This window comes from Rhodococcus sp. 14-2470-1b (genome assembly GCF_002259415.1).
GTDB lineage: Bacteria > Actinomycetota > Actinomycetes > Mycobacteriales > Mycobacteriaceae > Rhodococcoides.
This window is the reverse complement of the sequence record NZ_NPFY01000002.1, coordinates 1-20021: the sequence shown is the minus strand read 5'-3', so window position 1 is coordinate 20021 and position 20021 is coordinate 1. Positions and strand designations below refer to the sequence as shown.

The 20021-nt window shown below is 65.0% G+C and carries 21 protein-coding genes and 1 riboswitch; of the genes, 14 read left to right on the top strand and 7 right to left on the bottom strand.

Going from position 1 to position 20021, the window contains the following annotated elements; translation table 11 throughout:
* Window positions 1-258: 258 nt before the first annotated feature.
* Complete coding sequence (locus CH293_RS01220; protein ID WP_019667995.1) at window positions 259-735, bottom strand: DUF6764 family protein; 477 nt, start codon at window positions 733-735, stop codon at window positions 259-261.
* Between the two features lie 240 nt (window positions 736-975).
* On the opposite strand from CH293_RS01220, the gene CH293_RS01215 reads away from it, so the two are divergent.
* Entirely contained in the window at window positions 976-1932 is a 957-nt protein-coding gene (locus tag CH293_RS01215; protein WP_094719122.1) for a DUF4349 domain-containing protein, read from the top strand.
* Window positions 1933-2007: 75 nt separating this feature from the next.
* Here CH293_RS01215 and CH293_RS01210 read toward each other — a convergent pair whose 3' ends face one another.
* Entirely contained in the window at window positions 2008-2472 is a 465-nt protein-coding gene (locus CH293_RS01210) for a tRNA (cytidine(34)-2'-O)-methyltransferase (protein ID WP_170945129.1), read from the bottom strand.
* Between the two features lie 33 nt (window positions 2473-2505).
* On the opposite strand from CH293_RS01210, the gene CH293_RS01205 reads away from it, so the two are divergent.
* Genes CH293_RS01205 through CH293_RS01195 form a run of 3 tightly spaced genes read left to right on the top strand, consistent with a single transcriptional unit; the run spans window position 2506 to window position 4294 of the window.
* Complete coding sequence (locus tag CH293_RS01205; RefSeq protein ID WP_094719121.1) at window positions 2506-3114, top strand: pentapeptide repeat-containing protein; 609 nt, start codon at window positions 2506-2508, stop codon at window positions 3112-3114.
* A 37-nt stretch (window positions 3115-3151) separates the two neighbouring features.
* Window positions 3152-4012, top strand: coding sequence for a bifunctional methylenetetrahydrofolate dehydrogenase/methenyltetrahydrofolate cyclohydrolase (locus CH293_RS01200; protein WP_193748931.1), 861 nt, complete (start codon window positions 3152-3154; stop codon window positions 4010-4012).
* A 6-nt stretch (window positions 4013-4018) separates the two neighbouring features.
* Window positions 4019-4294, top strand: a complete 276-nt coding sequence (locus CH293_RS01195) for a DUF3017 domain-containing protein (protein ID WP_037111295.1) — start codon at window positions 4019-4021, stop codon at window positions 4292-4294.
* Window positions 4295-4324: 30 nt separating this feature from the next.
* Here the strand turns inward: CH293_RS01195 and CH293_RS01190 are convergent, their stop codons facing one another.
* Entirely contained in the window at window positions 4325-5473 is a 1149-nt protein-coding gene (locus CH293_RS01190; protein ID WP_037111292.1) for a homoserine O-acetyltransferase, read from the bottom strand.
* Window positions 5470-6807, bottom strand: a complete 1338-nt coding sequence (locus CH293_RS01185) for a bifunctional o-acetylhomoserine/o-acetylserine sulfhydrylase (protein ID WP_094719120.1) — start codon at window positions 6805-6807, stop codon at window positions 5470-5472. The genes CH293_RS01190 and CH293_RS01185 overlap by 4 nt, the downstream gene beginning before the upstream one ends.
* Before the next feature lie 176 nt (window positions 6808-6983).
* Window positions 6984-7111: riboswitch (SAM riboswitch) on the bottom strand.
* Between the two features lie 219 nt (window positions 7112-7330).
* Between CH293_RS01185 and CH293_RS01180 the strand changes: the two genes are divergently transcribed.
* Complete coding sequence (locus CH293_RS01180) at window positions 7331-8590, top strand: MFS transporter (RefSeq protein ID WP_255122650.1); 1260 nt, start codon at window positions 7331-7333, stop codon at window positions 8588-8590.
* 67 nt (window positions 8591-8657) lie between these two features.
* Here CH293_RS01180 and CH293_RS01175 read toward each other — a convergent pair whose 3' ends face one another.
* Window positions 8658-9701, bottom strand: coding sequence for an iron-siderophore ABC transporter substrate-binding protein (locus CH293_RS01175; RefSeq protein ID WP_094719119.1), 1044 nt, complete (start codon window positions 9699-9701; stop codon window positions 8658-8660).
* Between the two features lie 192 nt (window positions 9702-9893).
* Here CH293_RS01175 and CH293_RS01170 point away from each other — a divergent pair, with 192 nt between their 5' ends.
* The 9 genes from CH293_RS01170 (at window position 9894) to yhjD (ending at window position 18022) form a co-directional block, all read left to right on the top strand.
* Window positions 9894-10574, top strand: a complete 681-nt coding sequence (locus tag CH293_RS01170) for a response regulator transcription factor (RefSeq protein ID WP_094719118.1) — start codon at window positions 9894-9896, stop codon at window positions 10572-10574.
* The gene (locus CH293_RS01165) at window positions 10571-11557 is read left to right on the top strand and encodes a HAMP domain-containing sensor histidine kinase (protein ID WP_094719117.1); all 987 of its coding nucleotides are present in this window, start codon (window positions 10571-10573) and stop codon (window positions 11555-11557) included. Before CH293_RS01170 ends, CH293_RS01165 begins: the two co-directional genes overlap by 4 nt.
* A gap of 100 nt (window positions 11558-11657) precedes the next feature.
* Window positions 11658-13157 (top strand): DUF4153 domain-containing protein, encoded by a 1500-nt coding sequence (locus CH293_RS01160; RefSeq protein ID WP_255122648.1) that lies wholly within the window; start codon window positions 11658-11660, stop codon window positions 13155-13157.
* 56 nt (window positions 13158-13213) lie between these two features.
* Window positions 13214-13504, top strand: coding sequence for a DUF6412 domain-containing protein (locus CH293_RS01155; protein WP_241483824.1), 291 nt, complete (start codon window positions 13214-13216; stop codon window positions 13502-13504).
* A gap of 74 nt (window positions 13505-13578) precedes the next feature.
* Window positions 13579-13848: a DUF6412 domain-containing protein gene (locus CH293_RS01150; protein ID WP_094719115.1), complete on the top strand. Its 270-nt coding sequence runs from the start codon at window positions 13579-13581 to the stop codon at window positions 13846-13848.
* Window positions 13849-14047: 199 nt separating this feature from the next.
* Window positions 14048-15007: a membrane protein insertase YidC gene (gene yidC, locus CH293_RS01145; protein WP_176459865.1), complete on the top strand. Its 960-nt coding sequence runs from the start codon at window positions 14048-14050 to the stop codon at window positions 15005-15007.
* Window positions 15008-15037: 30 nt separating this feature from the next.
* Window positions 15038-15853 carry an exodeoxyribonuclease III gene (locus CH293_RS01140; protein WP_170945128.1) on the top strand — a complete coding sequence of 272 codons (816 nt, stop codon included), beginning with the start codon at window positions 15038-15040 and terminating at the stop codon, window positions 15851-15853.
* A 45-nt stretch (window positions 15854-15898) separates the two neighbouring features.
* Window positions 15899-16939 carry a tryptophan--tRNA ligase gene (gene trpS / locus CH293_RS01135; RefSeq protein WP_094719123.1) on the top strand — a complete coding sequence of 347 codons (1041 nt, stop codon included), beginning with the start codon at window positions 15899-15901 and terminating at the stop codon, window positions 16937-16939.
* Window positions 16940-16996: 57 nt separating this feature from the next.
* The gene (gene yhjD, locus CH293_RS01130) at window positions 16997-18022 is read left to right on the top strand and encodes an inner membrane protein YhjD (protein WP_094719113.1); all 1026 of its coding nucleotides are present in this window, start codon (window positions 16997-16999) and stop codon (window positions 18020-18022) included.
* Window positions 18023-18024: 2 nt separating this feature from the next.
* Here yhjD and CH293_RS01125 read toward each other — a convergent pair whose 3' ends face one another.
* The gene (locus tag CH293_RS01125) at window positions 18025-19320 is read right to left on the bottom strand and encodes a D-alanyl-D-alanine carboxypeptidase family protein (protein ID WP_094719112.1); all 1296 of its coding nucleotides are present in this window, start codon (window positions 19318-19320) and stop codon (window positions 18025-18027) included.
* Between the two features lie 65 nt (window positions 19321-19385).
* A complete protein-coding gene (locus CH293_RS01120) occupies window positions 19386-19844 on the bottom strand; it encodes a MepB family protein (RefSeq protein WP_019667975.1) in 459 nt (152 codons plus the stop codon).
* Window positions 19845-20021 lie beyond the last annotated feature (177 nt).

Below are 20021 nucleotides of genomic sequence, written 5' to 3'. Positions count from 1 at the left end.
AATCGCCTTGTGAACGAACGAACCCTTAGGTCCCATCCGCGGCGGAAAAGGCCGAGCCGCCGTCACAGCGGGAGTAGGCCTAGGCGCTAGGGCAGTCACACAGTCCTCCTGAAGATGCGAGTGGAGTCATCGTAAACCCGTAACGGCTCGGGTACTACCTTTGGTCGTAGCTCGTTGCGGCGGAGGCGTGTATCTCGACGAAAAATCCCGCCAACCGACGACGGTGGCGGGATTTCACGACGACTGTGTCGGTGGGCGTCAGTTGCCCAACGCGCAGAACTGGCCCGAGGACAGGTTGAGGGCGAGCGACCACTGGCCGACGCAATCGACGCCTGCGGCTTCGGCGGTTGCTCCCGAGCCCCAACCGGCGATGGCGATGGTGGTTCCGCCGTTGTCCGCCCAGGAATGCGCGATTCCGCCGCCGATGGCTCCGGCGTATGCGGTGCCTCCGGCGCGCGAGGCTCCGAGTGCCGTGCCGTAGCCGGTTGCCAACGTGGAGGTGCTACCCGCGCCCTCGGCGACGCTGACGGCGGTGCCGCTGTCGGTCGCGGTTGCGGTAGCGCGTGACGCGTCCTGAGCGGTGGCGCCGCAGCTGGCGTAACCATCGACCTGGATGTCGTTCGCGGACGGAGGGGACACACACGTGACCGGTGCCGCGGAGGCCACGCCGGCGCCTGCGAAACCAGCAGCGACGATGCCGCCGCCGACAGCGAAAGCTGCTGCGGCACGGGACATTCGACTACTGGAGCGGAAGGAGGAGCCATCCTGGGGCGAGCGGCGGAGCAGAGAGAAAGACGGAACAGCGAACAACAGGGGGGCTCCTTCACGGAATCTTGCAAATGGGTCGATGCGGCACACCGTACCCCGGTTCGGGCGTCAGGTCATCAGTGAATGTTCCCAATGGATGTAACGATTCGTCACCTTCGATGTCGCGGCCGCCTTGCGCATGTCGATGGTGCTCTAGCATCTTCGAAGATGAAGCGCAGTCTTGTCGTCGTTCTTGCCGGAGCGTTGGTGGTTCTCGCCGGATGCAGCGGGTCGTCCGACGGTCCAGTGGGTCCGCGGGCGGCGGATTCGTCGTTCACCTCGCCCGGTGTCGCGCTCGCGCCGGACTCCGGCGGAGCGGTGCGAGAGCAGGCGCCCTCGCCCGTCGAACGCAAAGAGGTTGTGACGGGCCAGATCTTCGTCACCGCCGACGATCCCGTCGACGCTGCACGCGAGGCGGTCAGCGTGGTGGAGAGCGCCGGAGGGCGCATCGACAACCGAACCGAGAATCCAGCGACGGAGAACTCGACGGCCAGTAGTTCCATCACTGCCAGGATCCCCGCGGACGAGCTGACCGTGACCGTCGACAGGATCTCTGCCCTCGGCAAGGTCACCAGCGTCAGCATCACTCGAGACGACGTCACCATGCAGTATCAGGACCTCGACGCCAGGATCGCGGCTCTTGGGGCGTCGGTCGATCGGTTGCGGGCGCTCATCGCTGGTGCGACGAACACGGCCGATCTGATCGAAGCGGAATCGGCGCTGTCGAGCAGGCAAGGCGAGCTCGACGGGTTGGTCTCGCAACGCAGCTACCTTGCCGACCAAGTGGAACTGTCCACCATCACAGTGCAATTCAGCACCGACGACGTCACGCCGTCGCCCGGGCCCGACAATTTCCTCGACGGATTGATCTCCGGGTGGAACTCGCTGATCGACGCGATAGGGGACGGGATCGTTGCCGTGGGCCGCGCGATTCCGTGGCTGGGTGCGCTCGCGGTGGGAGCGGGCATCGTCTACGCGCTGGTGCGGACGGTGCGTGCAGTCCGGCCGCGCCGGACAGTCGAGAAAGAGAACAGCGACGACACGGCTGGCGTGGGGACTCAGGACGCGGGGATCGAGGACGTGGGGACCGAGGAGCGCGAAGGCAGCGCCGCGCCTCGGGAATGAATCGGCGGTCAGTCTGCGGTGACGCAGTACCGGACTGGAATGAGCCGTGCCGTACTGGAGTGAGCAGTGCCGGACTCACACCGCCCCGTCGAATCCGTGTTGACGCCATGCCTCGTACATCACGACGGCGGCCGAGTTCGCGAGATTCAACGATCGCCGCCCCGGGATCATCGGAATGCGCAACCGGTCGGTGACGCGGTCGTCGGCCAGGACGTCGTCGGGGAGCCCGGTCGGTTCGGGGCCGAAGAGCAGGACGTCGCCGGGGAGGTAGTCGATGGATGTGTGGAATCGCGTCGAGTGAGCGGTGTACGCGAAGACACGATCGGGCTTCAGTGCCTCCCAGGCTGCGGTGAGGTTCTCGTGCACGGTCACCGATGCGAGGTCGTGGTAGTCGAGTCCCGCTCGTTTGAGTTTGGGCTCGGACATGTCGAAGCCCAGCGGGCCGACGAGGTGGAGTTCGCACCCCGTGCCTGCGACGAGGCGAATTGCGTTGCCGGTGTTCTGAGGAATCCGGGGCTCGAAGAACATGAGTCGAAACACCCGGCTCACTCTGCCACCACGCGTCGGGGAAGGATGGTGCAGGTGGACGAGGAACAGATCATCGGCGAGGACTACTCCGACAGCAGACTCGATCGGCAACAGTGGAACAGCCGAAGTTACGTTGCCTGCACCTTCCGGGATGCGGACCTCAGCGGACTGGAGACGACGTCCGTGGTGTTCACCGAGTGCGACTTCACCGGGACCGATCTGACCGAATCGGTTCACCGCGATGCGGCCTTCCGGTCCTGTACGTTCACTCGAACCAATCTGCTGCACTCCATTTTTCGCAATTCGACGTTCATGGGCTCGACATTCGTCGATTGTCGGCTCCGGCCCGCGACGTTCGACGAGGTCGACTTCACCCTGGCAGGCCTTGGCGGCGCCGACCTGCGCGGAGTGGATCTGACGGGATGTCGATTCGTCGAGGCCAACCTCGTGAACACCGACCTGCGCAAGGCGACGCTCGTGTCGGTCGATCTCTCCGGTGCCCGGGCCACCGGCGCAAAACTCGACGCCGCGGATCTGCGTGGGTCGAGGGTGGACGGGGCACTCTGGGTGGGGACCTCGCTCGTCGGTGCGAAGATCGAGCTCACCCAGGCGGTGGCCTACGCGCAAGCGCAGGGACTGGCTGTCGAGGGGTGAGAAATCGGCCAGTGACAGACCTGGAACAATACGGGTCGTGACTGCAACGATTCTGGACGGTAAGACGACCCGCGACGAGATCTTCGTCGATCTCACCGAGCGGGTTCGGACCCTACGGGAGAACGGCATCGTTCCCGGCCTGGCGACGGTGCTCGTCGGCGATGATCCGGGTTCGGCTGCCTACGTGCGGGGCAAGCACAACGACTGCGCGAAGGTCGGCATCACGTCGATTCGACGCGATCTCCCCGCCGACATCACCCAGGCGGATCTCGAAGGCGTCATCGACGAGCTCAACGCCAATCCGGCATGCACCGGGTACATCGTCCAGCTCCCGTTGCCGAAGCATCTCGACGAGAACGCAGCGCTCGAACGCATCGACCCGGACAAGGATGCCGACGGCCTGCACCCGATCAACCTCGGGCGTCTGGTTCTGGGCAAGGACGCGGCGCTGCCGTGTACGCCGCGCGGAATCGTGCATCTATTGCGTCGGTACGACGTGCAGATCGATGGAGCCCATGCCGTTGTCGTCGGTCGTGGTGTGACGGTGGGCCGCCCGATCGGACTCCTGCTGACTCGCAAGTCGGAGAACGCGACAGTGACGCTGTGTCACACCGGAACTCGTGATCTTGCCGCCGAGGTGTCGCGCGCCGACATCGTCATCGCGGCCGCTGGAGTGCCAGGCATCATCACCGCCGACATGGTCAAGCCGGGTGCTGCGGTCCTCGACGTGGGCGTCAGCAGGACCGAGGACGGTCTGCGCGGCGACGTCGCTGCGGGTGTCGCGGACGTTGCGGGATTCGTCTCACCGAACCCTGGCGGCGTCGGACCGCTCACTCGCGCGTTCTTGCTGTCCAACGTCGTCGAACGTGCCGAGCGAGACCTCGCGGCGACGGTCTGACGTCGCATGGGCGCTCAGATCCGCAAGAACCTACCGCTACTGGCCGTGATGGTCGTCCTCGCGGCCGCGCTCCTGCTCGTTCTTGCGGACAGGTGGCGTCGCGGGTCTTTCGTGCTGGGCGTGGCAACTCTTCTCGCGGCGGGTTTCCGGCTGTGCGTTCCCGAAAACCGCGTGGGGCTGCTCGCGGTACGAAGCCGTGGCTTCGATGTGTCCGCCCTTGCGCTGGTGGGCGGCGCCATTGTCTTCCTGTCGTCCTCGATCGACCCACTCGGTACGGACTGAGCACCGCACCGAGTCGGTCGACTCGTGAGCTCAGACCCTGCGAGCGGCGCGTGCGTGCTGCATCGTCTCGCCGAGCAGCTTCGCGACGGCCCCGGCTTCGGTGAGAAAGCCGTCGTGACCGTCTCGGGATTGAATGACTTCGAGTCCACGGCACTCCGGTAGACCGCGCGCGATTTCCTTCTGCTGACGCAGCGGATACAACCGGTCGGAATCCACACCGCCGACGATGGTCGGCACGGTGGCCAGCGCCAGCGCGGCGTCGACCCCTCCTCGTCCGCGACCGATGTCGTGCCGGTTCATCGCTTCGCTGAGCAACACGTAGGTGCCGGCGTCGAACCTGTCGGCCAACTTGTTGGCCTGGTGCTGAAGGTAGCTGTCGATGGCGTACCGGCCACCGTTCCAGGGGTTTTCGTCGCCCTGAGGGTTGTTCTCGAACCTGAGGTCGAGCTCGCTCTCGGTGCGATACGTCAGGTGCGCGATGCGCCGAGCGATCTTCAGTCCAGCGCGAGGGGATCGTGACGTGCCGTGGTAATCACCGCCCTGCCAGTCCGGATCCGACGCGATCGCTTCCATCTGAGTGGTCTGCGTGCCGATCTGATCCGCGGTGGCGCGGGCGCCGACGGCGAGTACCAGAGCGGCGCCGACACGCTCGGGATGGCCGACTATCCACTCCAGAGTGCGCATGCCGCCCATGGAACCGCCGACGACGGCAGCAAAGCGTTGGATGCCGAGTGCATCCGCGAGCGCGACCTCGGCCGCAACCTGGTCGCGAATGGAGATGCCGGGGAATCGGCTGCCGTAGGGCTTACCGTCCTCGGCAAGCGAGCTGGGGCCCGTCGTTCCGCCACAGCCACCGAGGACGTTCGATGCGACGACGCACCACTCGTCGGTGTCGATCGGTGCGCCGGGTCCGACCATCCCGTTCCACCAGCCAGGTAACGCATGATCCGTGTCGGCGGGTCCGCTGACATGCGAATCGCCGGTGAGAGCGTGCTCGACGAGAACCACGTTGTCGCGTCCGGGTGCGAGCTCACCCCAGCGCTGCACCGCAACGCTCACTTGGGGGAGCGAGGCACCGCTCTCGAGATCGAGCGGGCCGATGTCGATACTGCCGAGCCGTCCGTCCGGCGGCGGGAATCCCGCGGCCGGACGGACGTCGTGCACAGAGCCGATGGTCAAGATGCCGCCGCTGCGAATCCGGTTTCGAGATCGGCGAGAATGTCGTCGATCCCCTCGATGCCAACAGCGAGCCTGACCAGGCCCGGAGTGACGCCCGAGGCCAATTGCTCCTCCGGCGTCAACTGCGAATGTGTGGTCGAGGCGGGGTGAATGACAAGTGAACGCACATCACCGATGTTAGCCACATGGCTGTGGAGGCTCAGCGCGTTGACGAACTTCTTGCCGGCGTCGACGCCTCCCTTCAGCTCGAACGCGATGATGGCGCCCTGCCCTTTCGGGGCGAGTTCCTGGCCGCGGCGGTACCACGGCGACGACTTCAGGCCCGCATAGTTGATGGACTCCACCTCGTCCCGCGCTTCGAGGAACGCCGCCACCTTCTGTGCGTTCTCGACGTGACGTTCGATGCGCAGGCTCAGCGTCTCCAACCCCTGGCTGATGAGGAACGCGTTGAACGGAGACACAGCCGCACCGACATCACGCAGCAACTGGACGCGGGCCTTGAGCGCGAACGCCGGAGCGCCGAGGTCCGCGAACACGACGCCGTGGTAGCTGGGGTCGGCGGTCGTGAAGTTGGTGTGGCGTCCCTGCGTCCAATCGAAGGTGCCACCGTCGACGATGACGCCCGCAATGGCGGTGCCGTGCCCACCGAGGTACTTCGTCGCCGAGTGCACGACGATGTCCGCGCCGTGCTTCAGCGGCTGAATGAGATACGGCGTCGCGACGGTGTTGTCGACGATGAGCGGAATCCCGCTCTCGTGCGCCACCGCGGAGATGCCGGGGATGTCGAGGATGTCGTTCTTCGGGTTGGAGATGGTCTCGCCGTAGAACGCTTTGGTGTTCGGCGTGATGGCTGCGCGCCACTGCTCCAGATCGTCCGGATCCTCGACGAACGTGACCTGCACGCCGAACTTCGGGAGCGTGTAATGAAACAGGTTGTACGTTCCGCCGTACAGACGCGGGCTGGAGACGATGTGGTCGCCCGCTTCCGCGAGGTTGAGGATCGCGAACGTCTCGGCCGCCTGACCGGAAGCCAGGAGCAAGGCGGCGACCCCGCCCTCGAGAGCAGCGATGCGCTGCTCGACCACGTCCTGGGTGGGGTTGATGATGCGGGTGTAGATGTTGCCCGGTTCTGCCAGCCCGAACAGCGCGGCGGCGTGATCGGTGTTGTCGAACGTGTACGACGTGGTCTGGTAGATGGGCAGAGCGCGCGCGTTGGTCGCACCGTCCGGGGTCTGACCCGTGTGAATCTGCTTGGTCTCGAATGCCCACGAAGCAGTGGGGTCTTCGATGGGGGCGCCGGTGGCGTCCACGACGTCAGGGGTGTTGTCGGTCATGTGAGTGATAACTCCGTCTTCGAAGGATGATCAGGTTTCGAACCGGCTCTGGTCGGAAGAGCCGGGGCGGGGCGTATCGGTACAACAACACATGATCAACCTCTTCCTGGGGCCGCCGACGCATCGGACAGTCCCGGTCAGTGGGCCCGCCGACATCATGTGACATCACCGTGGCGGGCCCGCGCTTGCTCGACGGCCACGCGTGCGCGCAGCCGACTAACCAGGTCTTCTCACCCGGGGCACCCCACCGCGGTTGGAGGGTTGCCGGCCAGCAAGCCGGGGCTCGATGCTGGCACTCATGACCTGGCGTGAATCCTAGCGGTGCGATCGAATTCGGGAAACAAGGAGTCCGGGCACAACCCGCCTGCGGAATGTTCATTGGACTAGGGCGTGAGCACAATCACCGCCCGAGGATTCGAAATTTGCTTGTGCGGGGGATGAGAATCGATGCCTCGGACGTTGCCGACTGAGTTCGTCCTTTATCTTCTTGATCGATTCCGAAAACCCGAAAGGTCGTAGTGCCGTGTCTGTCACCGATTCCGCCCTCGCCAGAAATGTCGGCGCCGTGCGTTCGAAGGTGTCGCACGGTCTGAGTACCAGTAACCGTCCGCACTCCACACGGCGGCGGTTCGCGATGTTCGCCCTGTCCATCGGTGGGTTCGGCATCGGGACCACCGAGTTCGCGTCGATGGGTCTGCTTCCCGACGTGGCGTCGAGCATGGGAATCTCGGAGCCGTCGGCCGGTCACATGATCTCCGCGTACGCCCTCGGCGTCGTCGTCGGAGCGCCTGCGATTGCAACCCTGGCCGCGCGGGTTCCGCGTCGAGCACTGTTGATCGCTCTGATGGTGGCGTTCACCCTGGGCAACCTCGGCACCGTGTTCGCTCCCAGTTTCAACGAACTGGTCGCATCCAGGTTCGTTGCCGGCTTGCCTCACGGTGCCTACTTCGGCATCGCGGCTCTCGTCGCGGCGCATCTTGCCGAGCCGGGCAAGCGGGCCAAAGCGGTCGCCATGGTCATGATGGGACTCTCGATCGCCAACGTCGTCGGTGTTCCCGCAGCCACCTGGCTGGGGCAACTCCTCGGCTGGCGCAGTGCGTTCGCCGTCGTGGGCGTGATCGGTGCCCTCACCGTCGCAGCCTTGATCATGTGGATGCCTCGTCTCGACGGCATGCCGACCACCAATCCGATCACCGAGCTCGGTGCACTTCGCCGAAGCCAGGTGTGGATGACGCTGTTCGTCGGCATGGTCGGCTTCGGTGGCATGTTCGCCGTGTACACCTACATCTCGTCGACGCTGACCGACGTCGCGGGACTGGCACGCACTCTGGTGCCGGTCGCGCTGATGATCTACGGCCTCGGCATGGTTGCCGGCAACTACTTCGGCGGATGGCTCGCGGACCGCTTCAAGCTGAAGGGAACGTTCTTCGGGCTGGCATCGATGGCAGTGTTCCTGGCTGCGTTCGTTCTGGCCGCACACAACCCGATCAGCGCGTTGATCCTGGTGTTCCTGATCGGCGCGTCGGGCTCGTCGGTGATCCCCGGACTGCAGACCCGGTTGATGGACGTCGCCGAGGACGCTCAGACACTGGCGGCGTCGCTCAATCACGCGGCGTTCAACCTCGCCAATGCAATCGGTGCCGCGCTCGGTGGTGCCGTCATCGCCGCCGGTTTCGGCTACACGGCGCCCGCGGCTGCAGGTGCGATTCTGGCCGTCGCAGGTCTCGCCGTTCTGTCCATCGCGATGTGGATGCAGCGTCGGACCGACGCTCGCGCTGCTTGATCGACTCGCCTGGATCTTTCGATGAGCACTGCTCGGTGTGCGTCCGAAAGATCCAGGCCGAGGTCGGTCAGCTCGTGGTGGTGGCTGCGCCGTCCCCCGCGAGCGTGCCGGCGAAGGCCGGGACCAACTTGTCGATCACGTACGGCAGGCTCAGGACGCTGGTGAAGTAGATCGCGCCTGCTGTGACGTCATCGGTGAACACGAGCTTGTTCTCTTTCACCCGCTCGAGGTTCCGATACACCTGCTCCTGCTCGAGTGCGGTGCGATCTTCGGGCTTCTCGGTGGCCCACAGCAGCACGTCGGCCGAATCCAGGACCGACAGGTTCTCGAGCGGAATGTATGCCTGGCCGCTGCCGTCCGCGGGTGCGAATTCATCGATGTCCGACGGCACGACGAACCCGAGATCGGTCAGAAAGTCCGTGCTCAAGCCGTTCTGGTAGGCGATGGCGTCGCCGTCGTAGATTGCGTTCTGCAGGAAGATCGCCTTGGTTCCCTCGAACTCCGAGTGCTCGGCCCTCGCGGCTGCGAACCTCTCGTCGACGCCCGTGATGAGATTCTCGACTTCGTCCTTCTTGCCGACGGCGGCGCCGATGCTGCGAGCTTGAACATCCCACGGTTCGAAGTACTCGGAGTACTCGCCGGAGTGTGCAATGGTCGGCGCGATCTCGCTGAGCCGGTCGTAGGATTCCTGATCCAGACCCGCGTTGGTCGCGATGATCAGATCGGGCTCGAGCCCGACGATCCGTTCGTACTGAAAGCCGTCGGCGATGTCGAGCACCTCCGGTTGTGCGTCGCCGAGCGCGTCCTGCGCCCACGGCCAGGTGGCGTACGGCTGCTCTCCGTACCACTCGGTGATTCCGACGGGAGTGACGCCGAGGGCGAGAAGGGTGTCCTGCTCTGTGTAACCCACGGAGACGACGCGTTGCGGTTCCGATTCCACCGTCGTCTCGCCGAAGGCGTGGTCGACGGTCACCGGAAACGCGCCGCTCGACTCCGCGCCGCTGGTGGGAGTGCTCGTTGTGTCGTCGGACGAACTCGAGCAAGCGGACAGCAGAAGTGCTGCAGCAGCCGCGGCGGCGGCCCACCGGAGCAGTCGCGTGGATTCGGCCATGAGGGTGCCTTTCGGAGGGGGAGTGACGTGGCTCGAGTTCTGTCGGGCCTCGTTCAGATCCGTAAGGGTAGCCGACCCTAATGTGGCGGCATCGAGCCGCGTCCCGCGTCGCTCACGCGGCCCGACGGATCTTCACCGAACCTCCACATTTCCCGACGGACTCCTCCATGTTCGGGCTCTAGGGTCGACATCATGAACCGCACAGTGCTGGTCGTCGACGACGAACCGACGATCTCCGACGCGTTGGCCGCACGACTCCGCGGCGAAGGTTTCGGCGTGGTGACGGCGCACGACGGACCGTCGGCGGTCGAGGTCTGTGCCCGCGAGAAGCCGGACGTGGTGGTTCTGGACGTCATGCTGCCGGGTTTCGACGGCCTGGAGGTGTGTCGACGGATACAGGCGGACCGTGCGATTCCGGTGCTGATGCTGACCGCGAAGTCGGACGAGACCGACATGCTCGTCGGACTCGGCGTCGGCGCCGACGACTATCTCTCCAAGCCGTTCAGTATGCGCGAGGTCGTCGCGCGGGTGCACGCACTCCTTCGTCGCGCCGAACGCACCACCGCGGCATCGACGGCGACGGCGGCGATGACTCTCGGTCCGCTTCGAATCGACCACGATGCGCGACGCGTCAGCGGACCCGACGGTGAAATTCACCTCACTCGCACCGAATTCGACATCCTTGCATTCCTGTCGGCTCGACCCGGTGCTGCGGTCGCCCGCGACACCCTTCTTGCCGAACTGTGGGGTTGGGAGGATTCTGCCAGCAGTCGGACGGTGGACAGTCACGTGAAAGCGTTGCGCCGCAAGCTCGGCGGCACGCTGATCCGCACCGTTCACGGCGTCGGGTACGCGCTGGAAACCCCACGATGAGAACTCCGATCCCGCGTGGCCGGTTGCCGCGACCGCTGGACTCGCTGAGGTCGTTCAAACTCAAGGTCGCTCTGATCGTGGGCATCGTTCTGCTGCTGGCCAGCGTGACCTTCTGGATCGGCGCGAGCTGGCAGTTCCGCTACACGTTGTTGGCCGCGCTCGTGGTGTCCATCGCAGCAACACAATTGGTGGCGCACGGTATGACGTCACCGCTGCGAGAGATGACGGCTGCGGCCCGCGCAATGGCACGAGGGGACTATTCGACGCGGGTGCGTGCGAGCTCGCGCGACGAGGTCGGCCAACTCGCCGAGGCCTTCAACACGATGTCCGCTGATCTCGAAGCCGCCGACACGTACAGGCGTGAACTCATCGGAAACGTCTCCCACGAACTCAAGACGCCGATCGCGGCACTTCGTGCGGTGCTGGAGAACATGGTCGACGGCGTGAGCGAGCCCGATCCTGCCACGCTGAACGTGGCGCTGCGTCAGACGGAGAAGCTCGGTGACCTGGTGACCGAGTTGCTGGATCTGTCCCGGCTCGAAGGGGGAGTGCTCCCACTGCGGCCGGAACGATTCGGCGTGCACGACTTCCTCGGCGCGGTGGCGTCGGAGTACGGGCGGGTGCGCGTCGTGGTGACGCCGCACCAGCTGCAGATATCCGCCGACCGGTCACGAGTGCAGCAGATCGTGACGAATCTGCTGAGCAATGCCGTCGAGCATTCCCCTCCAGGCTCCTCCGTCACAGTGTCCGCGAAGCCTGCACCGGAAGGGGTCAGGATCGAGGTGTCCGACGACGGTCCGGGAATCTCACCCTCCGAACGTTTTTCGGTCTTCGACCGGTTCACCAGAGGTGGTGCCACAGGCGGCGGAACCGGACTCGGTCTGGCGATCGCCCGGTGGGCGACCGAACTGCACGGCGGGACGATAGAAGTCCTGGACAGATCACCGGGGTGCCACATCCGGGTGTGCATTCCACAGAACTGAACCCTGCCCGGTCCCACACGAGAACCACTTTCACTCACGGCGCACGCACAGGCGTGTCGTCGCTCCAAGTCCTGCCCAGAACAACTGTGAAGTAGAGGAAATGAACGCAATCACTACACCGGAGTCCACCTCCACCGGGCCGGCTCCGGTGCTTCCGCCGAGCAACCGGTCATCGCGTCGATGGTCACCGTGGGCCCCGCGAGTGTGGCCGGTGCTCCGCCACGCGTCGGCGCCGCGAAAGGCTTTGATCGCCGCGCTGTCCGCAGGTGCGGTGGGGGCATCGGTACTCGGAGGACAGGGCGTCGGATACTCCATCACCACGGCCGTCATCGTCGCCGCAGTCGCCTTCGCGCTGCGGGAGAGGCCCACCCCGTGGCAGCTCGCCGGCGCGAGCGGAGTGCTTCTGCTGGGATCGGTCGCGACCGTCCGCGCAGCGGAGTGGCTGGTGGCGCTGTGCACATGGACGTCGATCCTCGTTGCCGCGGCTGTGCTGTCGGGCTCTTGGACCTGGCGAGGGCTCGGGCTGGGAACGTTGGCTCCGGTGTTGCTGCCGGTCCGCACGTGGAGATGGGCGTCCACCGGTGCACGGCAGCTGGACACCGACCGTGCCCACCCGCGCCGACTGGCCGCGGTCGTCGCCTCGACGGTGGTGCTGGTGATCGTGTTCGGCGCGCTCTTCGCCGCAGCCGACCCGACGTTCGAGAAGCTCGTCGACGCGGCGACTCCCGACTGGGATCTCGGCGGGGCTGTGACACGCATCCTCGTGTTCGCATTCGTCGGCGCAGCGACATTGGGCGCGGCGTATCTGGCGGTCAACCGACCGCGCTTCGATCTGCTCGCACGGCAGGCGAAGTCGTCGGTGTCGCTCTGGGAGTGGATGGTGCCCGTCGCGGCTCTCGTCGGAGTGTTCGCTCTGTTCGTGGCAGTTCAGATGACAACACTGTTCGGCGGTCAGAGCCACGTACGCACGACGGACGGCCTCACCAATGCCGAGTACGCCCGTCAAGGGTTCTGGCAGTTGCTGGCAGTGACGGCTCTGACTCTTCTGGTACTGGCTACCGTCGTTCGCGCGGCGCCGCGAGACACTCGTACCCAGCGGACGTATCTGAGGGTTGTTCTCGGCGTGCTGTGCGTCCTCGCCCTCGTGGTGGTGGCCTCGGCCTTGCACCGTATGTCCCTGTACGAGCGTCAATACGGGTACACGACGCTTCGTCTGTTCGTCACGGTCGTCGAGGTTCTGCTGGGAGCGGTGTTCGTGCTCGTCATGGTCGCCGGAATCGGCATGGCGGGGAAATGGCTGCCGCGAGCTGTCGGGGTCGCTGTCGTCGGCGCGGTTCTTTCCCTCGCTGCGCTGAATCCGGACGCGTACGTCGCCCGGCACAGCGTCGAACGGTTCCAGGACACCGGCAAGATCGACACACGGTACCTCCGAAGCCTCTCTGCGGATGCGGCACCGGAGCTCGACCGCCTGCCCGAGCCCTATCGCAGTTGCGTGCTCTCCGACGTCGTTGCAACCGTGAAGTGGACGGAATGGAACCTGGCCGAGGACCGAGCTGCAGCTCTCGACGGGCGTGGTCCCGGAGGCGCGAACTGCGCGTGATCGGATGGACGCGATACGCTGGCGACCGGCGAGTCGAACGGAAGGGGTGGACGGCAATGCGGTACCTGAGTGCAGTCTCGGCATACCTCGTCCTACTCCTGATGCTCGCCGTCCTTCCCGACACCGCCGTGACGACAGTTGCCTTCGGGCTGGTCGTCACCGCCGTGGCCGTGGCGCTCGCGTCGTCGGCGGCAAGGCGAGTCGTGCTCGACGCCCTGTTCGGCGTCGTACACGGACCAGGGGGAGAGGAACGCCGGCGCCGGGGATCGTTCCGCCGTCAGCAACGGCCCGACGAAGCGGGCCGCCCCATGCCCAGAGCCCCGGGCGCACCGGTGGGGGCACACTGAGCGACGCTCGCGTCTGCGACTCTGTCCCCGAACCCCTTCTGCCGAAAGAAGTTCGTTCACCCCGGGGAGTTCTCGTGCGCGCAATCGTCGTTTCACTCGTCGTCACCGTACTGCTGCTGCTAGCCGTCTTCGACGACCCGTCGACGGTCGGCGGCCTACTGCTCGGGATCGCTGCGGCAACACTCGCCGCTCTCGGTGCGGTCGACGCGACAGTCGGACTGGACCGAACCCGGGTGCCGGATCCACCGGCGGAAGAGCAACGTCTGCGTGGACGATTCCGTCGCCAACACCGCCCTGATGCACCCGGGCGCCCCATGCCGAGAGCACCCGGATCGATGACCTGACCGTTCCCGCAGGCTCCACTCCCGTCCCCTGCCTGGGTCGTTCCTGCAGGCTCCACTCCCGCCCCCTGCCTGGGTCGTTCCTGCAGGCTCCACTCCCGCCCCCTGCCTGGGTCGTTCCTGCAGGCTCCACTCCCGTCGGCGAGTCCTGCCGGGATCGGTCGTGACGTTCATCGACCGACTCCCTCGAAGAGGTGCTCTCATGCTCGATTTCATCTACTACCCCGTGTCCGGAATCCTCTGGGTCTGGCACACCGTGTTCGGCTCGGTCCTCGGACCGGACAACGGAATTACCTGGGCTTTGTCCGTGATGTTCCTGGTGTTCACCCTCCGGCTCGTGCTCTACAAACCCTTCGTGAGCCAGGTGCGGACCCAGCTCACGATGAAGAAACTGCAACCGGAGATCAAGGCGTTGCAGAAGAAGTACAGCGGTGACCGCGCGCGGCAGGCCGCCGAGATGCAGAAGCTGCAAAAAGCGCACGGTTTCAATCCGCTGCTCGGCTGCCTACCCGTGTTGGTGCAAGCCCCGGTGTTCATCGGGCTGTTGCACGTGCTCCGTTCCTTCAACCGAACCGGCTCCGGTGTCGGGCAACTGGGGATGTCACCGGAGGAGAACGCGACCACCGCGAACTACTTCTTCAGCGCTGCGGACGTCCAATCGTTCTTGGACGCGCGGCTTTTCGGTGCACCGATCTCCGCCGCGATGAACAGCGGGGCGGCGACATTGGAGGCGTTCGCGCCGTTCGGCGGTGTACCGACGGTGATCGGCATCGCGCTGGTGGCGGTGCCGCTGATGGTGCTGGCCAGTATTGCCACGCACTTCAACTCCCGTGCGTCGATCGCTCGACAGGACGACGCTGCGCGCGCCAATCCGCAGACGGCGCTGATGAACCGTCTGGCGCTGTGGGTGTTTCCCGCAGGCGTACTGCTCGGCGGTCCATTTCTGCCGATTGCCGTGCTGCTCTACTGGGTCAGCAACAACCTCTGGACCTATGTTCAGCAGCATGTGGTCTACCGACGCATCGACTCCCTCGCTGCGGGCGCCGCAGTGGTAGTCAGCGACGCGGACGACGGAACGAAGCAGGCCGACGCCACGGTGGCCGCACCGTCGAAGCCCCGGCCCGGTGTCAAGCCCGGAGGCCGTAAACGTCGACGTCGATAGATTCCAGGTCTGTCGGTGGTGTCGGCTACGGTGCCCTACGTGACTATCACCGTGTCCACAGTCAACGTAAACGGAGTACGCGCAGCAGCCAGGAAAGGCATGTTGCCGTGGCTCGAGACCACCGACGCGGACGTGATCTGTCTGCAGGAAACCCGTGCGAACGACGGCGAACTCACCAAGGCACTCGCCCCCGCACTGGACGCTGGCTGGCACCTGGCCTCCGCCGAACCGTCGGCGAAGGGGCGCAACGGTGTGGCGATCCTGTCCCGCACGGCGCCCGATGCCATCCGGGTCGGGATCGGAGCGAAGGAGTTCGAGGAATCCGGACGTTACATCGAGGCCGATTTCGGTGATGTGTCCGTCGCGAGCCTGTACCTACCGTCCGGTGAAGTCGGTACCGAACGCCAGGAGGAGAAGGAACGGTTCATGGCTGCGTTCGCCAAGTACCTCGCCAAGTCCGCGAAAGCAGCGAAGTCCGCGGATCGAGACGTGGTCGTGTGCGGAGACTGGAACATCGCCCACACCGAGGCCGACCTGAAGGCGTGGAAGACCAACCGGAAGAACTCCGGATTCCTGCCGGAGGAACGTGAATGGGTTTCGGCCCTGCTGACGGAGAAGGCACCGTGGACCGACGTCGTGCGCGCGCTGCACCCAGAGGTCGACGGGCCGTACAGCTGGTGGTCATACCGAGGGAAGGCATTCGACAACGACGCGGGCTGGCGTATCGACTACCAGTTGGCAACGGCGTCGCTCGCAGAGCGGGCCAAAGAGGCGGTCACCGAACGTGCCGAGGCCTACGACCAACGCTGGTCCGATCACGCGCCTGTCACGGTCCGGTACCGGTAACACCTGAGAAGAATGCTCGTGCTCGGGCGTGAAAAGATCAGGAGCATGTCTTCTCCTTCACCCACCGATGCACCACAGGGCCCGCGTCAGCGAGTTCTGTCCGGGATCCAGCCGACCGGGGATTCGTTCCATCTCGGCAACTATCTCGGTGCGGTGCGTCAGTGGGTGGCGTTGCAGGACGACTACGACGCGTTCTACTTCATCCCGGATCTGCATGCCATCACCGTCCCCCAAGACCCCAAGGCGCTGCGAAACCGCACCCGTATCGCTGCGGCGCAGTTGCTTGCAGTAGGAATCGACCCGAAGCGCTCGACACTGTTCGTGCAGAGTCAGGTACCCGAACATGCGCAACTTGCGTGGGTCCTCAACTGCATCACCGGTTTCGGTGAAGCAGGACGAATGACGCAGTTCAAGGACAAGTCGGCGAAACAAGGTCGCGACCAGACCACGGTGGGCCTGTTCACCTACCCCATTCTCCAAGCCGCCGACATCCTGCTGTACCGCCCCAATCTCGTTCCTGTCGGGGAGGATCAGCGTCAGCACCTCGAGTTGACCCGTGACCTCGCGCAGCGTTTCAACACGCGCTTCAAGAAGACGTTCGTCGTGCCGGACGCCCACATCATCAAGGGCACGGCCAAGATCTTCGATCTGCAGGAGCCTACGTCGAAGATGAGCAAGTCCGGATCCAACCCGGCGGGCATCGTGAACCTCCTCGACGACCCCAAGGTGACGGCGAAGAAGCTCCGATCGGCGGTCACGGACAACGATCGCGACATTCTGTTCGACCCCGATAACAAGCCGGGCGTCAGCAACTTACTCGTCATCCAATCCGCCCTGTCGGACCGGTCGATCGAGGACCTCGTATCCGGGTACGAGGGCAAGGGTTACGGCGACCTCAAATCCGACACGGCCGATGTACTGACGGAGTTCGTCACACCGCTTAAGGCAAGCGTCGACGGGTATATGTCCGATGTTGCCGAACTTGACCGCATCCTCGCCGACGGCGCGGATCGGGCCAGGGAAGTAGCGTCACGCACGTTGGCGCAGGTGTACGACCGGGTGGGGTTCCTGGCTCCGCTCTCCTGACTGACGCTTTCTCTGACAGCCTGGGGGGACTGACAGCGAGGGCCCGACTCCAAGAGGGTGATTGTCGTTCCTGACTTCGCAGCAATTCTGCAAGACCGTCGTGACAAATGGCCGTGGTTCGACCACACGGTCCGCGCGGCAACCCGGTACCAGGCCCAGAAGGGCGACTACTACGCGGCGGGCATGACCTATTTCAGCGTTCTTGCGCTGTTTCCGTTGTTGATGGTCGCGTTCGCCGCTGCCGGGTTCATTCTGGTCGGTCAGCCGGAGTGGCTCGATCAGATCCGTGACCAGATTGCGCAGAACGTTCCGGGAAGCTTCGGCGAGACCATCAATTCCTTGATCGACACCGCCGTCGAGTCCAGAACGAGCGTCGGCATCATCGGTCTGCTCGGTGCGCTCTACGCAGGACTGGGGTGGATCGCCAATCTGCGCGAGGCGCTGACGGCGATGTGGGAGTTCGTGCACGAGCCGGGAAGTTTTCTCGCGACCAAGCTGAAGGATTTCGCGGCACTCGTCGGCCTCGGGCTTGCGCTCGCCCTGTCGCTGGGCCTGTCTGCGTTGAACGGCGGGTCCGTCATGCGCAGTCTGCTGGAACTGGCGAATCTCGACCAGGCTCCGGGTGTCGGGATCCTGCTTCGGGTGGTATCGGTGCTGTTGGCGTTGGCCGCGACCTGGGCGGTGATGACGTGGGTCATCTCGAGGCTGCCGAGAGAGTCCGTCCCGTTCCGTAGCGCGGTCAAAGGCGGTTTGATCGCAGCTGTCGGCTTCGAGATCTTCAAGCAGATTGCCGCGATCTACCTCGCGTCGGTGACCAACGGTCCCGCCGGAGTCGTCTTCGGCCCCATCATCGGTCTGCTCGTGTTCGTGTTCACGACATCGCGATTCATCCTGTTCGCCACGGCATTCGCCGCGACCACCCGAGAGAGCATGGCGCTGGCCTACGTCCCGCCGCCGGAACCGGCGGTCATCAACACACGGGTGGAAGTCAACGAGGGCCCGACCCTGGGCGGCGGAATTGCACTTGTGGGCGCAGGTGCACTGGCCGCCGTCGGGCTCGGGTTCTTCAACCGCAGACGCTGACCTCAGCGACGCCGGTTGAGTTGCCGAGCCCACAGCAGGAGCCCGATCACCACCAACCCGCCCACGACGGCGATGCCGATTCGTATCGCAGTGTCACCACCCGCCTCGAGGGACGTCTCCCGTTCGCCGGCCGCGCTCGGGGTGTCCGGCGGCGATGCCAGAGTCGGCGCGGCCGTGCGCGTGCTGGTGACTCCTCCTACCGACTCCGGCGGCACCAGCGTTCCCACACTCGTGCCCGGCGGTAGTGCGAAGCCGTAGTCGAGCAGCCTGGCTGCCTGCTCCCACGGACGAATCGGCAGTACGTCGCCCTTCATGATGGTGACCGCGAGGCGTCTGCCGTTCTTGTCGGCGCCTCCGACGAACGTCTGTCGTGCGTCGTCGGTGTATCCGGTTTTGCCGCCCACGGCCCCGTCGTAGTTGTACAGAAGCTGATTGTCGTTCGACAGGGTGAATCCGGGACGGTCGACGTCGTCGGGGATGCTCGGATCCTTGGGAAAGCCCGGAAACTGAACGGTCTCGGTGGAAATCAACCGAGCGAACGTGGGGTTCTCCATCGCCGCACGGAAGAACAACGCGAGATCGTATGCAGAACTGGACATTCCAGGACCGTCGAGACCGGACGGCGTCGCCGTGCGTGTGTCGAGCGCGCCCAGAGACCGTGCTTTGGCGTTCATCTTGGCGACCGTGGCGTCGTCGCCGCCCATCTGAGCGGACAACGCGTGCGCAGCATCGTTGCCCGACGCCATCACGAGCCCCTGCATCAATTGAAAGTTGCTGTACACACCGCCCTTGCCGATGCCGACGGCGCTGCCCTCGGCATTCGCGTCCTCGGCTGTGGCGACCACGGTGGTGTTCAGGTCGAGCTCGTCGAGGGCGACCAACGCCAGCAGGATCTTGATCGTGCTTGCCGGGCGGTACCGGCCGTGCGGGTCCTTCGCAGCGATGACGTCACCCGAGTCCAGATCCGACAGAACCCAACCCGTCGCGGAGATGTCCTCGGGAAGAGCGGGTGCACCGTCCGGCACCACCACGCCGCAGTAACCGAGTTGTTCACCGCCCACTGCGTCCGCGGGAACCGGGAGCGGCGTGGGCGCGGTCTCCCCGGGTTTCGGCACCTCGGACAGATCGATGGCAGGCGGTGGTGACGTCGCGTGCGGGCAGTCGTCGGTGTTCGGCGTCGAGAACGGGGTCGAGGTCTCGACGGGAGGGTCGGGTTCTTGCGCAGCAACCGGGCCGGCTGCCACGAACAGGACCGCAGCTGCGGCCAGTGCCGCAGCAGTTCGCGAAATCGTTTTCATCGCGAACAACCTTAGGTCTCGGTGTGAGCGACGCGGGCACGACTCACCGGACCGTCGATGGGCAGTCAGATCTGGTCGGACAGGTCGGAGAAGTAGTTGAGCTGCCAGGTCTGCGCGGCCACGCCGGACCTGTTGTTCGGTTCGTCCCATTCGGGGTAGACGCGGAAACCGCGCTTGCCTTCGGTGGTCCCCACCGTGAGCACGCCGTGCTCGGACAGCGCGTGCTTGGGGAACTCGAAGTAGCCGTACGATTTCGGCGTCCACGTGACGACGATCAGACGATCGAAATCGTCACGTACGTCGAAGGGCTCGATCTGATCGCCGGTCGCGCGCTTCCAGAACGTCACGAACTGGCCGACCTTCTTGGGCGTGGTCCGCGCAACGCGGAAGTGAACGGAAAGACCGTCGATCGTCAGGTGATGAGCTCCGTATTCGGAACCTTCGGTTTCGGCGACAGCATTGTCCAATACGGCTCCTCGCGCATCGAGGACAAGGGACTTCAGCTGCTGTAGTTGTGCGTTCACTGGTACCAGTTTGCTATATCGACGGCAGATACGAAAAACGTCGTGAGTGGAAATGTAGGTGCTCTCTGCTCGCTCCGCGGGTTCCGCTCCTGAGCTCAGGCCTACATTTCCACTCACGTGGGGGTTAGTTGTTTTCGGGGAAGCCGAGGTTGATGCCGCCGTGGCTGGGGTCGACAC

What these genes read in the sequence shown, in the direction of transcription:
- CH293_RS01220 (WP_019667995.1), bottom strand. Translation starts at nt 735, where the DNA reads ATGTCCCGTGCCGCAGCAGCTTTCGCTGTCGGCGGCGGCATCGTCGCT.
- CH293_RS01215 (WP_094719122.1), top strand. Translation starts at nt 976, where the DNA reads ATGAAGCGCAGTCTTGTCGTCGTTCTTGCCGGAGCGTTGGTGGTTCTC.
- CH293_RS01205 (WP_094719121.1), top strand. Translation starts at nt 2,506, where the DNA reads ATGGTGCAGGTGGACGAGGAACAGATCATCGGCGAGGACTACTCCGAC.
- CH293_RS01195 (WP_037111295.1), top strand. Translation starts at nt 4,019, where the DNA reads ATGGGCGCTCAGATCCGCAAGAACCTACCGCTACTGGCCGTGATGGTC.
- CH293_RS01185 (WP_094719120.1), bottom strand. Translation starts at nt 6,807, where the DNA reads ATGACCGACAACACCCCTGACGTCGTGGACGCCACCGGCGCCCCCATC.
- CH293_RS01175 (WP_094719119.1), bottom strand. Translation starts at nt 9,701, where the DNA reads ATGGCCGAATCCACGCGACTGCTCCGGTGGGCCGCCGCCGCGGCTGCT.
- CH293_RS01170 (WP_094719118.1), top strand. Translation starts at nt 9,894, where the DNA reads ATGAACCGCACAGTGCTGGTCGTCGACGACGAACCGACGATCTCCGAC.
- CH293_RS01165 (WP_094719117.1), top strand. Translation starts at nt 10,571, where the DNA reads ATGAGAACTCCGATCCCGCGTGGCCGGTTGCCGCGACCGCTGGACTCG.
- CH293_RS01160 (WP_255122648.1), top strand. Translation starts at nt 11,658, where the DNA reads ATGAACGCAATCACTACACCGGAGTCCACCTCCACCGGGCCGGCTCCG.
- CH293_RS01155 (WP_241483824.1), top strand. Translation starts at nt 13,214, where the DNA reads ATGCGGTACCTGAGTGCAGTCTCGGCATACCTCGTCCTACTCCTGATG.
- yidC (WP_176459865.1), top strand. Translation starts at nt 14,048, where the DNA reads ATGCTCGATTTCATCTACTACCCCGTGTCCGGAATCCTCTGGGTCTGG.
- trpS (WP_094719123.1), top strand. Translation starts at nt 15,899, where the DNA reads ATGTCTTCTCCTTCACCCACCGATGCACCACAGGGCCCGCGTCAGCGA.
- CH293_RS01125 (WP_094719112.1), bottom strand. Translation starts at nt 19,320, where the DNA reads ATGAAAACGATTTCGCGAACTGCTGCGGCACTGGCCGCAGCTGCGGTC.